Annotated in this window: 14 protein-coding genes; 5 read left to right on the forward strand and 9 right to left on the reverse strand. The window is 62.8% G+C overall.

Translation table 11 applies throughout. The annotated features are described in order from the left end of the window. Positions 1-303: 303 nt before the first annotated feature. From speA to BLT26_RS12880, 5 genes are all read left to right on the forward strand, one after another. Positions 304-2,226: a biosynthetic arginine decarboxylase gene (gene speA, locus BLT26_RS12860; RefSeq protein WP_091514959.1), complete on the forward strand. Its 1,923-nt coding sequence runs from the start codon at positions 304-306 to the stop codon at positions 2,224-2,226. A gap of 105 nt (positions 2,227-2,331) precedes the next feature. Further along, positions 2,332-3,525 carry a saccharopine dehydrogenase family protein gene (locus BLT26_RS12865; RefSeq protein ID WP_091514964.1) on the forward strand — a complete coding sequence of 398 codons (1,194 nt, stop codon included), beginning with the start codon at positions 2,332-2,334 and terminating at the stop codon, positions 3,523-3,525. 67 nt (positions 3,526-3,592) lie between these two features. Then, positions 3,593-4,786: a carboxynorspermidine decarboxylase gene (gene nspC, locus BLT26_RS12870; RefSeq protein ID WP_091514968.1), complete on the forward strand. Its 1,194-nt coding sequence runs from the start codon at positions 3,593-3,595 to the stop codon at positions 4,784-4,786. A gap of 86 nt (positions 4,787-4,872) precedes the next feature. After that, positions 4,873-5,748, forward strand: a complete 876-nt coding sequence (gene speB, locus BLT26_RS12875) for an agmatinase (RefSeq protein ID WP_091514971.1) — start codon at positions 4,873-4,875, stop codon at positions 5,746-5,748. Between the two features lie 112 nt (positions 5,749-5,860). Beyond that, positions 5,861-6,550, forward strand: a complete 690-nt coding sequence (locus BLT26_RS12880; RefSeq protein WP_091514974.1) for a DUF6515 family protein — start codon at positions 5,861-5,863, stop codon at positions 6,548-6,550. An 86-nt stretch (positions 6,551-6,636) separates the two neighbouring features. Here BLT26_RS12880 and dnaB read toward each other — a convergent pair whose 3' ends face one another. The 9 genes from dnaB to BLT26_RS12925 form a co-directional block, all read right to left on the reverse strand. Beyond that, positions 6,637-8,082: a replicative DNA helicase gene (gene dnaB, locus BLT26_RS12885; protein ID WP_091514977.1), complete on the reverse strand. Its 1,446-nt coding sequence runs from the start codon at positions 8,080-8,082 to the stop codon at positions 6,637-6,639. Between the two features lie 155 nt (positions 8,083-8,237). Then, positions 8,238-8,684, reverse strand: a complete 447-nt coding sequence (gene rplI, locus BLT26_RS12890; protein WP_091514979.1) for a 50S ribosomal protein L9 — start codon at positions 8,682-8,684, stop codon at positions 8,238-8,240. A gap of 37 nt (positions 8,685-8,721) precedes the next feature. Then, positions 8,722-9,552, reverse strand: a complete 831-nt coding sequence (locus tag BLT26_RS12895) for a hypothetical protein (RefSeq protein WP_091514981.1) — start codon at positions 9,550-9,552, stop codon at positions 8,722-8,724. Positions 9,553-9,596: 44 nt separating this feature from the next. Beyond that, positions 9,597-9,827: a 30S ribosomal protein S18 gene (rpsR, locus tag BLT26_RS12900; RefSeq protein WP_091514984.1), complete on the reverse strand. Its 231-nt coding sequence runs from the start codon at positions 9,825-9,827 to the stop codon at positions 9,597-9,599. A 12-nt stretch (positions 9,828-9,839) separates the two neighbouring features. After that, positions 9,840-10,292 (reverse strand): 30S ribosomal protein S6, encoded by a 453-nt coding sequence (gene rpsF, locus BLT26_RS12905; RefSeq protein WP_091514987.1) that lies wholly within the window; start codon positions 10,290-10,292, stop codon positions 9,840-9,842. Positions 10,293-10,631: 339 nt separating this feature from the next. Beyond that, positions 10,632-11,966, reverse strand: a complete 1,335-nt coding sequence (locus BLT26_RS12910) for a tol-pal system YbgF family protein (RefSeq protein WP_139169544.1) — start codon at positions 11,964-11,966, stop codon at positions 10,632-10,634. A gap of 77 nt (positions 11,967-12,043) precedes the next feature. After that, positions 12,044-12,553, reverse strand: a complete 510-nt coding sequence (locus BLT26_RS12915) for a hypothetical protein (RefSeq protein WP_139169546.1) — start codon at positions 12,551-12,553, stop codon at positions 12,044-12,046. A 58-nt stretch (positions 12,554-12,611) separates the two neighbouring features. Further along, positions 12,612-13,259, reverse strand: a complete 648-nt coding sequence (locus BLT26_RS12920) for a hypothetical protein (RefSeq protein ID WP_091514998.1) — start codon at positions 13,257-13,259, stop codon at positions 12,612-12,614. Between the two features lie 18 nt (positions 13,260-13,277). Beyond that, complete coding sequence (locus BLT26_RS12925; protein WP_091515001.1) at positions 13,278-13,835, reverse strand: RNA polymerase sigma factor; 558 nt, start codon at positions 13,833-13,835, stop codon at positions 13,278-13,280. Positions 13,836-13,911: the final 76 nt, after the last annotated feature.

Raw genomic sequence — 13,911 nt, forward strand, 5'->3', positions numbered from 1 at the left:
CATACCGCTTCCGCCACTTTCTCGCTACGGAACTTGCCGGGTCTCCGCCCACCCAAGAAACAGGCCGTTCCGATGAAAGGAGTCTCAAATTGCGCCACAAGATGTGCAGTGCGAGCAAAAGTGAGTAGGCTGTGGAATCAGGGTGGCAGCTGTTTCACTCAGAGCGCCGCCGTGATAAAAAACCGAAGTAAAATTTGATTATTCCCGCAGAAATAGGGCGGTTTTTTGAATCTATAGTTATTGCTTTCAGCACGCGATGGGCCCAAGATTCGCGCCCCGAACAAACCCAACTGATAAGGCGCCATGAAGCAGCAACAAGTAAAAGACTGGACCTGTGAGGACTCGGCCGAGCTGTACGGCATTCGCAACTGGGGTGCCGGTTACTTCGACCTGAACGACAGCGGCGAAATCACCGTGAAAGTCCCCGCGGGCGACGGTGAGACCCGCGCCGTCTCCATGATGGAGATCGCCCAGGGCGCCATGGAGCGCGGTCTCGGCATGCCCCTGCTGCTGCGGATCGAGAACCTGCTGGATGCGCAGGTGGCGCTGATCAACGAGTCGTTCGGCCGCGCGATCGAGAGCTGCGGCTATAACAATGTCTTTCGCGGCGTCTTTCCCATCAAGGTCAACCAGCAGTGCCAGGTGATCGAGGAAATCGCCCGCGCCGGCCACCCCTTCAATCACGGCCTGGAGGCCGGCAGCAAGGCTGAGCTGATTGCCGCCCTGTCGACGCTCGACAATGCCGAGTCGCTGATCATCTGCAATGGCTACAAGGACGAGGAGTTCATCAACCTCGGCCTCCAGGCGCAGCGGCTGGGCGTACAGGTATTTTTCGTGGTGGAAACCCCCTCGGAAGTGGAGACCATCATCACCTGTGCCGAACGCGAGCAGGTGCGCCCCAATATCGGCGTGCGCATCAAGCTGGCGTCAAAAGTGGGGGGCTACTGGAACGCCACCAGCGGCGACCGCAGCATTTTCGGCCTCGGCAGCAACGACCTGATTGCCATGGTGGACCAGCTGCGCCGCCACGACATGCTCGACTGCCTGAAACTGTTGCATTACCACCTGGGCTCACAGGTGCCGAACATCCGCGACATCCGTACCGGTGTGCTGGAGGCCTGCCGCTATTACGCTGACCTGGTGGAGGAAGGCGCGGCCATGGGGTACCTGGACCTGGGCGGCGGCCTGGCGGTGGATTACGACGGCTCCAAGACCAATTACACCCACAGCAAGAACTACTCCCTCGACGAGTACTGCGTGGACGTGGTCGAGGCCATTATGGGCACCCTGGACAGCGAGGGCGTGGCGCACCCGGTGATCATCACCGAATCGGGCCGCGCCACCGTGGCCTACTCGTCGGTGCTGCTGTTCGACATCCTCGACACCACCCGCTTCGAACCGGTTGAACTCGAGCATACGAAGATCACCGAGGATGACCACCCGATGCTGCGCAACCTGCAGGATGCGGCTGGCAACATCACCGCCAAGAACCTCCAGGAAAGTTACAACGACGCGCTCTATTATCGGGACGAGGTGCGCTCCCTCTACCTGCACGGGCAGGTGAGCCTGCGCGAGCGCGCGAACGCCGAGAACCTGTTTTTGCAGGCCGCGCAGAAGATCCGTACCCTCCTCGACGAAGCCGAGGAAATCCCGGTGGACCTGCAGGCGCTGCCCGAGGTCCTGTCGGACATCTATTATGCGAACATCAGTGTGTTCCAGTCGCTGCCGGACATGTGGGCCATCGACCAGGTATTTCCCCTGGTGCCCATTCACCGGCACGACGAGGCACCCACGCGCTCGGCGATCATCGCGGATATCACCTGCGACTGTGATGGCAAGATCGACCGCTTTATCGGCCGCCAGGAAGAGCAGAAGACACTGCCACTGCACCCCCTGCGGGAGGGCGAAGACTATATCCTCGGCACCTTCCTGGTGGGCGCCTACCAGGAAACCCTGGGGGACCTGCACAACCTGTTCGGCGATACCAACGTGGTGAACGTGCGTATCAATGACGACGGCAGCGTGGACTACAGCCGCGAGATCCACGGCGACAGCATCGCCGACGTGCTGAGCTACGTGGAGTACCGTCCGCAGGATATGTTCGAGCACTTCCGCAAGCTGGCCGAGCGGGCGGTGAAAGACGGGCGTATCAGCCCGCAGCAGCGCAAGCAGATCCTGCACACCTACACCGCCAGCATGAGTGGCTACACCTATTTCGAAAAATAGTGCAGTGACGCAAAAGGGCGAGCGCAGAACCCGCAGCCCGCTCCCATTGCATTACCGCAAGAATAACGGCCAGCGGCCGCGACAGAAAATTAACGGAGGATTTTCATGGCTAATGTACTGATTGTCGGCGCCGGTGGCGTCGGCCAGGTTGTCGCCCACAAATGTGCCCAGGTGGAAGATGTCTTCGAGAACATCACCCTGGCCAGCCGCACCAAGAGCAAGTGCGACAAGATCGCCGCGATGCTGCCGCGCAAGATCAACACCGCCGAGGTGGACGCCGACAACGTGAAGGAAATGGTGGCGCTGATCGAGAAGGTCAAGCCCGACATGGTGATCAACGTCGCCCTGCCCTACCAGGACCTGCACATCATGGACGCCTGCCTGGAGACGGGGGTGCACTACCTGGATACCGCCAATTACGAGCCGCCGGAAGAAGCCAAGTTCGAATACAAGTGGCAGTGGGCGTACCAGGAAAAATTCGAGAAGGCCGGCCTGATGGCCCTGCTCGGCAGTGGTTTCGATCCGGGCGTCACCAGTGTTTTCACCGCCTACGCGAAGAAGCACCATTTCGACCGCATCAAGACGCTGGATATCATCGACTGCAACGCGGGTGACCACGGCCTGCCGTTTGCCACCAACTTCAACCCGGAAATCAACATCCGCGAGATTACCGCCAACGGGCGCTACTGGGAAAACGGTGAGTGGATCACCACCAAGCCGCTGGAGGAAAGGCGCGAGTTCGATTTCCCCGCCGGTATCGGCGAGAAGGACATCTACCTGCTCTACCACGAGGAGCTGGAATCCCTCTCCAAGCACTTCCCGGAGATCGAGCGTGCGCGCTTCTGGATGACCTTCTCGGCCAACTACCTCAAGCACCTGGAGGTGCTGCAGAATGTGGGCATGACCAGCATCGAGCCGGTGGAATTCCAGGGCCAGGAAATCGTCCCCATCCAGTTCCTCAAGGAGCTGCTGCCGGACCCTGCCAGCCTGGGGCCGCTGACCAAGGGCAAGACCTGCATCGGCAACATCGTGCACGGCACCAAGGACGGCGAGGACAAGGTGTACTACGTGTACAACATCTGCGACCACCAGGAGTGCTACAAGGAGGTCAAGTCGCAGGCCATTTCCTATACCACCGGCGTGCCCGCGATGATCGGTGCCAAGATGATGCTGGAGGGCAAGTGGATGAAGCCCGGCGTATGGAACCTGGAACAGCTGGATCCGGATCCCTTCATGCACGACCTGAACCAGTACGGGCTCCCCTGGCACGAGACCTGGCTGGACAAGCCGTTCAACTGATCCCCCTTCCCGGCACAGGGTCCGCCAACCGGCAGGCCCTGTGCGTAACCAGTGATGCAGACTCTCTATGGACCTGACGCCCCGCAAAGACTATTTCGGCAGTTTCGATCCGTCGCGCGTGCCCTCGCCCTGTTTCGTGGTGGACGAGGCGGCACTGCGTGACAACCTCGCGGTGCTGGCAGACGTGCAGGAGCGCAGCGGCGCCAAGGTGCTCGCCGCGCTTAAAGCCTTTTCCATGTTCAGCACCGGCCATATCGTGGCCGAGTACCTGAGCGGTACCTGTGCCAGTGGCCTGCACGAGGCCCGCCTGGGCTTCGAGGAGTACGGCGGCCGGGAGCAAGGCAAGGAGGTTCACGTATTCAGCGCCGGCTACAAGGAGGAAGAGCTGCGCGAGATCCTGGGTTTTGCCCACCATGTCATCTTCAACTCCTTCTCCCAGTGGAAACGCTATCGCGCCCTGTGCCTGGAGGCGCAGCAACAGCGCCCGGAACTGCGTTTCGGCCTGCGCATCAATCCCGAGCACTCCGAGGGCACCACGGCACTTTACGATCCCTGCGCCCCCTGCTCGCGCCTCGGTATTATCCGCTCGCAGTTCGAGAACGAGGACCTTGCCGGCATCAGCGGGCTGCATTTCCATACCCTGTGCGAGCAGGACTTTGCCCCGCTGGCGCGCACCATCGCCGCCGTGGAGGAGAAGTTTGGCGACCTGATCCCGCAGATGGAGTGGATCAATTTCGGCGGCGGCCACCACATCACCCGCGGGGACTACCAGGTGGACGCGCTGGTGGAGGCGGTAAAGGACTTCGCCGGGCGCCACGACGTGCAGGTATACCTGGAGCCGGGCGAGGCCATCTCGCTCTTCGCCGGCGTGCTGGTGGGCGAGGTGATCGACCTGACCTGGAACGGTGTCGACCAGGCCATCCTCGACGTCTCTGCCACCTGCCACATGCCGGATGTGCTGGAGATGCCCTACCGCCCGGACATCACCGGTGCCGCGCGACCGGGCGAGCTACCGCACACCTACAAGCTGGGCGGCCAGAGCTGCCTGGCCGGCGACAGTATCGGTGAGTACAGCTTCGCCGAGCCCCTGCAGGTGGGCGACCGGCTGGTGTTCGAGGAGATGGCGTACTACACCATGGTGAAGACCAATACCTTCAACGGCATCCCGTTGCCCTCGATCGCCCTGTGGAATTCCGAAACCGACGCACTGCAGGTCGTGAAGGAGTTCGGTTATGACGATTTCAAGGGCCGACTCTCCTGAGTTCCCGGCCCACTAAACTGTTCCAGCGGCGCTTGATAGCCGCTCGCGGCACGATCCGTGCGGTATCCCGAAAGAGATAGGCAAAGATGCTCTCAGACAACGATTACCCGATCTTCCTGGGCTCCGAAATCGAGCAGCCCCGCGCCGAAGAGGCCCTGTTCCATATCATTCCCATCCCCTATGAGGAGACGGTGTCCTATGGCGGTGGCACGGGCAAGGGGCCCGCGGCCATCCTCGAGGCCTCCTGGCAGCTGGAGACCTTCGACAACTTCTCCTCTCCGTGTGACCTCGGCATCTACACCCGCTCCCCCGTGAACGTGAACGGCGAGCCGGAGCAGGTTATGGACAATATTGCCGCCGCCACCCGCGAGGTGCTCGACCTCGGCAAGATGCCGGTGGGCATCGGCGGCGAGCACTCGGTCACCTGGGGGGTCATCAAGGGCCTGCTGGATGCGGGCGTGGAGGATTTCGGTGTGGTACAGATCGACGCCCACGCGGACCTGCGCGACCGCTACGAGGGCCAGAAGCACAGCCACGCCAGTGTGATGCGGCTGGTGGTGGAGGCCGGGGTGCCGCTGTACCAGCTGGGCATACGCGCCTACTGCGAGGAGGAGATGGCCGCCCGGCAGAAGTACGGTGTGCACTACCTGGACGCCCACCAGCTGGTACCCACCAATGTGCAGGAATTCGAGTTGCCGGAGGACTTTCCCTCGAAGGTATTCTTTACCCTGGATGTGGACGGTATCGACCCTTCGGTCTTCCCATCCACCGGCACCCCGGTACCGGGCGGCCTGGGCTGGTACCAGACCCTCAACCTGTTCGAATCGGTAGCCCGCCAGCGGGAGATCATCGGTTTCGACCTGCTGGAATTCGCGCCGATCGAGGGATTCCACGCCTACGACTTCGCCGCTGCACAGCTACTCTACAAATTGATGGGGATCGTACAGCGCCATCGCCGGTGACCGGTAGTCCGGGACAGCCCGGAGAACAAATCTTAACAACTGGGCATGGCATTAGGGGCACCAGGTCGGTTAAAATTTAACCACTTGTAAGTACTCGCTTCGCGGAGAAGCCATGAAAATATTGAGGTTTGCGCTCGGCGCCGCCGGACTCGCGGTGCTGACTGCCTTTGCATTCGCACCACCCGCCGATGCTCGCGGAGCCGGCTACGACCGCCACGGCTACGGCCATCACCATTACAAGCGGCACCACGGCCCCCGGCACTGGCACGGGCGCCATGGGCCGCGGATCTCGCTGGGACTGGCCTTCCCGGTCCTTCCGGCAGGCTTTGTCAGCCTCGGGGTTGGCGGCCGCCCCTACTACTATCACGGCGGTCACTTCTTCCGTCCCGGTCCCGCCGGCTACGTGGTGGTATCCGCGCCGCTGGGCGCCTCGGTGGTGTCCCTCCCCGGCAGCGCCGTGCGGGTGGAGATCGGCGGCGCCATCTACTACCAGTATGCCGATGCCTACTACCAGTGGCACCCCGCACGCCGGCTCTACGTGGTGGTGCCGCCACCAGCTGGCGTGCCGGTAGCCATGCCGGCACCAGCCCCGGCTGCCCCTCCTGAGCCCGGCGAGCCGGTCAAGGGCGGCGGCCCGGCCGGGGTTAGCGGTGCATACGCGCCGGGCGAGGTCCTGGACAGCCTGCCGGTGGGCTACACGGCGGAGGTGATCAACGGGGTACAGTACTACCGCTACGGCGACCAGTACTTCATGCCCGCCCAGCGGGATGGGCGCGAGGTATACGTAGCCGTACAGATCTGAGCCCCCCCGGCCACACGGCCAGACGAAGAAGGGCGATCCAGTTGGATCGCCCTTCTTCGTAATTGGACCTGCAGGTCAGGTGGCTGTCAGTCGTCGCCCTGGTAGTACTCGGGGGCCAGGTTGTCGAAGCGGGTGTACTTGCCCACGAAGGCCGCCCGGCAGGTGCCGATCTCACCGTTACGCTGCTTGCCGATGATCAGTTCGGCCATGCCCTTGTCCGGGCTGTCCTCGTTGTAGTACTCGTCCCGGTAGATGAACAGGATCACGTCAGCATCCTGCTCGATGGCGCCGGATTCCCGCAGGTCGGAGTTCATCGGACGCTTGTTGGGGCGCTGCTCCACGCCGCGGTTCAGCTGTGACAGGGCGATGACCGGACACTCATATTCCTTGGCCAGCCCCTTCAGCGAGCGGGAGATCTCCGAGATCTCCTGGGTGCGGCCCTCGGTGGCGCCCTTGACCTGCATCAGCTGCAGGTAGTCGAGCATGATCAGCGCCGGCTGGCTCCTGGCCTCGGCATCCTCACGGCTCATCTGCGGGTTCTCGCGCAACAGCTTGTTGGTGTGGTCACGCACGGTGCGCTTGGTGCGCGCGCGTACCTCGCTCGGCGACAACCCCGGGGTATCGTCGATATAGAGCGCCCTGCCCTTCATCTTCTGCACCGCACTGGAAAGCTTGGGCCAGTCGTCTTCCTGCAGCTTGCCGTTGCGGATACGGCCCTGGTCGATGCGTCCTATCGACGACAGCATCCGCATCACCAGCGCATCAGACGGCATCTCCATACTGAACACCAGCGTCGGCCGTTCCTGGCTCAGCATGGCGTGCTCGATAAAGTTCAGTGCCAGCGCGGTCTTGCCCATGGACGGGCGCGCCGCGAGGACGATCAGCTCACCGGGCTGCCAGCCTGAAGTGCGCTGGTCCAGCTCGGTGAGGCCGGTGCCGAGGCCGGTGATGTCGCCCTCGGTCTTGAACAGCTCGTCGATGCGCTCGACGGTCTTCTTCAGCAGCGTGTCGACGCCGACGAAACCGCCGTCCTTGGCCCGCCCTTCGGCGATCTCGGCCACGCGGCGCTCGGCCATCTGCAACAGGTCGGCCGAGGCGAGCCCGCCGGGATTGAAGCTGGTACGGCTGATTTCGCCGGCGGCAGCGATCAGCTGGCGCAGCATGGAGCGCTCGCGCACGATCTTGGCGTAGGCGACGATATTCGCCGCGGAGGGGGTGTTGTCGGCCAGCTCCGCCAGGTAGGCGGGCCCGCCCACGCTGGCCAGCAGGTCCCGGTTGGCGAGGGCTTCGGCCAGGGTGACGATGTCCAGCGGCTGCTCGGCGTCCGCCAGCTGGGTCATCACGCCGAATATGGTGCGGTGGCTGGCAACAAAGAAGTCCTGCTCGCCCAGCTGCTCGGCCACACTGTCGATACGGCTGGAGTCCAGCATCAGGCCGCCCAGCACCGACTGCTCGGCCTCTACCGAGTGTGGCAGCGGAGAGGACTCCTGGCTCTGTACCTCTTCTTCCGGGACGGCGTATTCTTCGTTCATTGCAATGACTGACTGGCAGAAACAGATCGGGCGCTGGACCCACAGGGAATCCAGCGCCCGATTGTAGCGCGAGTTACCACGCTATAGGAGCCTGCTTGCAGGCGAACCGGCCCGGGGCCGCCGGCGGCGGCTCCGGGAGCGCTGGTTCGGCGTGCTTATTCGGCTTCGACCACGACCTTGACGGTGGCGACGACGTCGGCGTGCAGCTGCAGGTCGATTTCGTACTCACCGGTCTCGCGCAGGGTGCCCTGCGGCAGGTTGACCTCGGCCTTGGCCACTTCAACGCCGGCGGCAGTGATGGCCTCGGCGATGTCGCGTGCACCGATGGAGCCGAACAGCTTGCCCTCGTCACCGGCGTTGGCGGCGATGGTGACAACCAGGTCGTTCAGCTTCTCAGCGCGCTCTTCAGCGGTTTTCACCTTCGCAGCGGCAGCGGCTTCCAGATCGGCACGCTTGGCTTCGAATTCGGCGATGTTGGCGGCAGTGGCAGCAATCGCCTTGCCGCTGGGCAGCAGGAAGTTGCGGCCGAAACCGGCTTTTACCTCAACGCGGTCACCCACGTTGCCCAGTTTGCCTACTTTATCGAGCAGAATAACTTCCATCTCGGTTTCCTCAATTTCAGTTTGGTGCGGCCCGCACCTATTTAGCGGAGCGGCCGCGAATATCAATCCAGCTATCTACCAGCGCCAGCCCGCACAGGAAGCCAGCCAGCGGCAACGCCGCAATCACCAGTACCACATACAGCGCCACCAGTGGACCGCGGCCCCAGCCGCGCTGGGCCACCAGCCAGTGGATGAGCGCAATGCCCGCCACCACCAGTGGAAATGCGATCAGCGCGCCCCAGAAGGCCAGTCCCGGGGTCAACAGGCAGTACACCCACAGCAACATGGCCACCGCCGCCAGCGGCAACGGCATGCGCAGCTGGTGAAACTCCTCGCGCAGGCCACCGGGGTTGTACAGCAATGCCTGCCACCAGCGCCCCAGCACCAGCGCCAGGGTCGCGGTAATCGCGGACACCAGCGCCAGGTAACCTGTGGCCAGGACTTCACTGTTGAACACCTGGCGCAGCTGGTCAGCCTGGCCCCCGCCAGACTCCTCCGCGGCCTGCAGCAGCGTATCCAGCAGGCCGCCGCTGAAGTGGGCAGTCAGCAGTATGCCCGCCGCCGCCAGGGCCGTGAGTGCCACCAGCGCCGGGACCCAGGAGCGGCTGGCCCGCAGGACCATGGCGCCGCCGAACACCGCCGCCAGGTGGGTGGTACCGAGGCCGGTCATCAGCGGGGAAAAGACCCCGCTCATGCCACCCGCCACCACCGGCAACAGCGCCCAGACCAGGACTACCAGGCCGTCACGGCTGCCGCGCCGCAGGCTCACCAGAGCCAGCGCCGCCGGGCTGATCAGGGGAATACCCACCATCGCGGTGAGGACCGCCCTCACGCGCCCGCGCATAATAAACTCAGCCAGGGCGCGCATATTTAGATAGCTTCTCTTGTAACTTCTCTAAGCAAAACAGCTGCTTAGGCTTCGTGGCTGTCCGTGTACGGCAGCAGGGCCAGGTACCGCGCGCGCTTGACCGCAGTGGCCAGCTGGCGCTGGTAACGGGCTTTGGTACCGGTGATACGGCTCGGTACGATCTTGCCGGTTTCAGAAACGTATGCCTTCAGGGTATCGAGATCTTTGTAGTCGATACGCTTTACACCTTCAGCGGTGAAACGGCAGAACTTACGACGACGGAAAAAACGTGCCATCTGGTAACCCCCTTACTCTTCGCTTGCCTGGTCGGAAGATTGCTCTTCCCTGGCGTTGGATTCGTCGGAAGACTTGTCTTCCCTGTCGGCACGCTCGCGACGCTCGCTGCGCTCAGCGCGGGCGGCCTTGCGCTCGCGGCTCTCTTTTTCCGCCTTCATGATGGGGCTCTCTTCGGTGATCGCCTCATCTTCGCGGATTACCATGTTGCGCAGCACGGCATCGTTGTAACGGAAGTTGGTAGTGAGCTCTTCCAGGGCCTCTTCGGTGCACTCGACGTTCATCAGAACGTAGTGCGCCTTGTGGATCTTGTTGATGGGGTATGCCAGGCGGCGACGGCCCCAGTCTTCCAGACGGTGAACCTGGCCACCGCTGTCCTTGATGGTGGCGGTGTAACGCTCCACCATGCCGGGCACCTGCTCGCTCTGGTCCGGGTGAACCAGGAATACAATTTCGTAATGACGCATTTTAGCTCCTTACGGGTTAAACAGCCCCCCGGACATCCGGTGGGGCAAGGAGAGCAACGTGCCGGGCCTTGCGGGGGCACATTGCGGGCGGCGTATTCTATGCACTTGCCAGGCTGGTTGCAAGTTGATCAGCGTGCGGTGTCGGGAGCCTCCGGTGAGGCAGAGCCAGGCTGGCTACACCCGGCGCGCCGGGACCGGGCACGGACGCAGGGTCACGCGAAGCTGGCCGGGCAATGGCCCTCGCGGAGGCGAGCTTTTGGCCGGAGGGGGGCGGCGCCCCGCTTGAAACAGGCAAGTCACAGCCCGCCGGCGCGCCGACGGGGAATCGACAGGAGCAGGTCAGAAGAGGTAAGTGACTCCGAGATTGGCCTCGGTCTTGTCGTGGGTGTAGGTCTCGAAGTTCTCCTCATTACTGGTGAAGGTCACCTTGCCGGCCAGGCGGAGGCGGGGGGTCACCATCCACTGAGAGCCCAGCCAGGACTCGACCCGGTCTGCCTGGCGCTGCTCCTCGCGCAGGGCGCCATCCGAGTCGACAAGGCGGTTCTCGCTGTCATAGTTGCTGAGCCGGTACTCCGAGCCCACAGAGAACCGCCAGTTGCCACCCACGGGCCAGCGCAGCTCCGCACCGAAAGAGTGCCGGACCGGGGAGTAACTGTAGAAACTATCCCCGGCATCCCCGGTTACCAGCAAGTCCTGGCGATCGTTCACGTCCAGCCGGTAACGGGCCTCGAGTTTCGCCGCCCCCAACGGATGCTTCCACTCGGCCTCAAACCGCTGGCGGCTGCCATCCAGGTACTCATAACCATCACCTCCGGAAAACTGGGCGGGGATATACGCCAGCTCCAGCTTGCCGTCTCCGATTCGCTGGCTGGCCTTGGCTTCCAGGCGGATTTGCTGGTAGACCTGCTCACCGTCCAGTGCCACCTGCTCGGCAGCACCACCCAGTTCCAGCTGCCAGGCGCCCCAGTGCATGTCCCGGGCGATACCAGCGCTGAAACTACTGAGGTCCAGTGAGCTGTATTCGGTGTAAGCGCGCTGGAACCCGTAGCCGTGTATCCGCCAGCCATCGCTGGTAGAGCCGGCAATGCGGTACTGGCCCCAGCCGAACAGGTCCATGTAGGTATCCTCTCCAACGGACGAATCCACCTGCAATTCATCGCGCAGGGCATAGGCATTGTTGTCGTAGCCCGCCGCCAGTTTCAGGAGAGCCGAGCCGCGGTCCGCCGAATCCTGGCCTGTCTCCCTGACCAGTACGGGTGACCTACCCAGATTACCCAGGCGCGCGCCAGCAAGCCGGCGCAACTTCTCCGATCCGGAGGCTGCAACCATCTGGTAGCGGCGCTGGGCCAGTGCGCGATTGCCACGCTTTTCCGCCACCATCCCCAGCTGGAACAGGGCCAGGTCGCGCCAGTCCGGACTGTCGAGCAAGGACTCGAACCAATCGGCGGCCTCGTTGTAACGCTCCAGTTTGTATAGTGTCACGCCCATGTTGTAGGACAGGTTTTCGCTGCGGTTACCGCGCGCATGGGCGGCCTCAAAGTGCCCGAGGGCCGCGCGGTAGTCTCCGCGCTTGAATGCGGATGTCCCCTGGGAAAAAACGTCCTGCTGGGCGCCTGCCATGGTCGTGCCGGAAGCAAGGCAGCAGGCCGCCAATGCATTTATTATCTTGCGCACAAAACACCTCATACAAATACACAAAAAGGCCGGGCATTGCTGCCCAGCCAAGGAGAACCACTCCAACAATAGGGGGATTAACCGCCTGCAGGCGTTTCAACCTCAGGGGTCTCTACTTCAGGAATGTTATCCAGTGCCTCGTTCAACTGCTCCTGGATATCCTCGGGGAGGTTTTCCATCACGTCTGCCGGGATGTTCTCCAGAATCTCTTCAGCGGAGGCACCGGAAGAAAGTGCATTCTTGATCGCCTCAGCGGCTGCCTCGTTGGCATTGGCCGTTGCTTCCAGCAGGGCTTGCTCTGCCCTCAGGGCAGCCTCTTCAGCGTTCGCTACGCCGTTGGCCGCCTTTTCCAGCTCTTCCTCGAGCTCCTCATCACGGCCCAGCTCACCGGCGCGGGCAGCGTCGGCCACTGCCAGGCCACCTTCTTCTACCGCCATGCGAGCGGTGTCGCTGGCGGATTCGGGCAGCTCGATCTCATTTACCACATCGGCAGCGCTCTCGTCCGCCTCAACCACCGTCACATCGAGCTCGTCACTGCTCTGGGCGAGGGCCGGAATCGCGGCCTGGGATGACAGAAATACGGCCATAAAAACCAGATTCTTATATGCTTTCATAATCCACCTCGTATCGTTCTTAAATTGACTTTTAAATTGTCTGTACTTTTTCTTCAGCCCCACCCTGGGCATTTATTCCTCCGCGAACAGGCACCCGGAACTCCCTCCGGGCCCCGTTGTGCTCGATTTCGATCAGGATCGTCTCAACGCCGCTGCGGGAGCGCCGCTGGACTGGCAGGGTCAGCCGATTGGCCCCGGCTTTCAGGTCTGTATGCCACTGCAGGTCGCGCTGGTTCTCGAATCCCTGTAACTGCAAATGTTCCGGCATCACGACCCTGATCCTCGCTCCAGCCAGGTCTCGCCCGCTGTTCAGCGCGAGTGTTACCGGGATGACCGCCGCGGTCACTGCCTGCGCCAACCCGGGGACCGGCTCTACTGGGCCAGGCTCTGGCAGGGCCAGGATAACGGCCAGCAGTAGACTGGCGGCGGTGGCCAGCTTCCAGCCGATGGCGCTGGGCACTCGCCGGGCAACTTCGTCCCCGGCAGAGGCCGCCCGGAGCACCCTCTCCTCGAACCCAGGTGTGGGCTCGGGAGCCGGCAGGCTGCGCAGCAGGCGCAGGATACGCAGGTCCTCGGCAAAATCCCGGCACTCCCCGCATTTACGCAGGTGGGCGAGCAGCTCCGGTTCGTTCGACGGCTTCAGCTGCTCCAGCTGTGCCTGTGCCAGTTTGCATTCCATAATCTCTCCCTCCGGTCGTTAACACGGTTCCGGAACGGTTTTGGTTCCCGACTCCAGCGCGGACCGCAATTTTTTTCGTGCGCGGTGCAGTCGTGACTTCACGGTACCGACGCTTATGTCGAGGATGTCAGCCACTTCCAGCACCGAATGGCCCTCAACCTCGTGCAGCAGGATTACATCTCTCCAGCCGGCGTCGATTGTGGCCAGCGCGCGATTCAGCTCGCGCTGCAGGATCAGCTGCTCCACATGATCGCGCTGGTCCTGCATGCGCTCAGCGAAGAAGTCGTCGTCGGCGAGTGGCTCGGCGGTGTCGTCGATAGGGGAGCTGGCGTTACGCCGATAGAGGTCAACGAAGCGGCGGTACAGAACCCGCATCAGCCAGGGGCCGGTTTTTTCCACCGCCTCCAGTTCATCGAGCCTGGGGAACAGGCGGGTGAGCACATCCTGCACCAGGTCCTCGGCCTCTGCCCGGTCCTGAGTCCAGCGATAGGCCATACGGTGCATGAGACGCAGGTGTGGCCGCACCAGCGCGGTGAATCGATCCTGTGGTGGTCTTGGCCAGCGAAGCAACTTCATCGGGCTTACCCGATCCCCCGTCGATATTCTGAATTGCTATTCGTTACAGGTTACACGTGTGGGCAAGGCAAAAGGT

The organism is Microbulbifer yueqingensis, from assembly GCF_900100355.1.
Lineage (GTDB): Bacteria > Pseudomonadota > Gammaproteobacteria > Pseudomonadales > Cellvibrionaceae > Microbulbifer > Microbulbifer yueqingensis.

What these genes read in the sequence shown, in the direction of transcription:
- speA (WP_091514959.1), top strand. Translation starts at nt 304, where the DNA reads ATGAAGCAGCAACAAGTAAAAGACTGGACCTGTGAGGACTCGGCCGAG.
- BLT26_RS12865 (WP_091514964.1), top strand. Translation starts at nt 2,332, where the DNA reads ATGGCTAATGTACTGATTGTCGGCGCCGGTGGCGTCGGCCAGGTTGTC.
- nspC (WP_091514968.1), top strand. Translation starts at nt 3,593, where the DNA reads ATGGACCTGACGCCCCGCAAAGACTATTTCGGCAGTTTCGATCCGTCG.
- speB (WP_091514971.1), top strand. Translation starts at nt 4,873, where the DNA reads ATGCTCTCAGACAACGATTACCCGATCTTCCTGGGCTCCGAAATCGAG.
- BLT26_RS12880 (WP_091514974.1), top strand. Translation starts at nt 5,861, where the DNA reads ATGAAAATATTGAGGTTTGCGCTCGGCGCCGCCGGACTCGCGGTGCTG.
- dnaB (WP_091514977.1), bottom strand. Translation starts at nt 8,082, where the DNA reads ATGAACGAAGAATACGCCGTCCCGGAAGAAGAGGTACAGAGCCAGGAG.
- rplI (WP_091514979.1), bottom strand. Translation starts at nt 8,684, where the DNA reads ATGGAAGTTATTCTGCTCGATAAAGTAGGCAAACTGGGCAACGTGGGT.
- BLT26_RS12895 (WP_091514981.1), bottom strand. Translation starts at nt 9,552, where the DNA reads ATGCGCGCCCTGGCTGAGTTTATTATGCGCGGGCGCGTGAGGGCGGTC.
- rpsR (WP_091514984.1), bottom strand. Translation starts at nt 9,827, where the DNA reads ATGGCACGTTTTTTCCGTCGTCGTAAGTTCTGCCGTTTCACCGCTGAA.
- rpsF (WP_091514987.1), bottom strand. Translation starts at nt 10,292, where the DNA reads ATGCGTCATTACGAAATTGTATTCCTGGTTCACCCGGACCAGAGCGAG.
- BLT26_RS12915 (WP_139169546.1), bottom strand. Translation starts at nt 12,553, where the DNA reads ATGGCCGTATTTCTGTCATCCCAGGCCGCGATTCCGGCCCTCGCCCAG.
- BLT26_RS12920 (WP_091514998.1), bottom strand. Translation starts at nt 13,259, where the DNA reads ATGGAATGCAAACTGGCACAGGCACAGCTGGAGCAGCTGAAGCCGTCG.
- BLT26_RS12925 (WP_091515001.1), bottom strand. Translation starts at nt 13,835, where the DNA reads ATGAAGTTGCTTCGCTGGCCAAGACCACCACAGGATCGATTCACCGCG.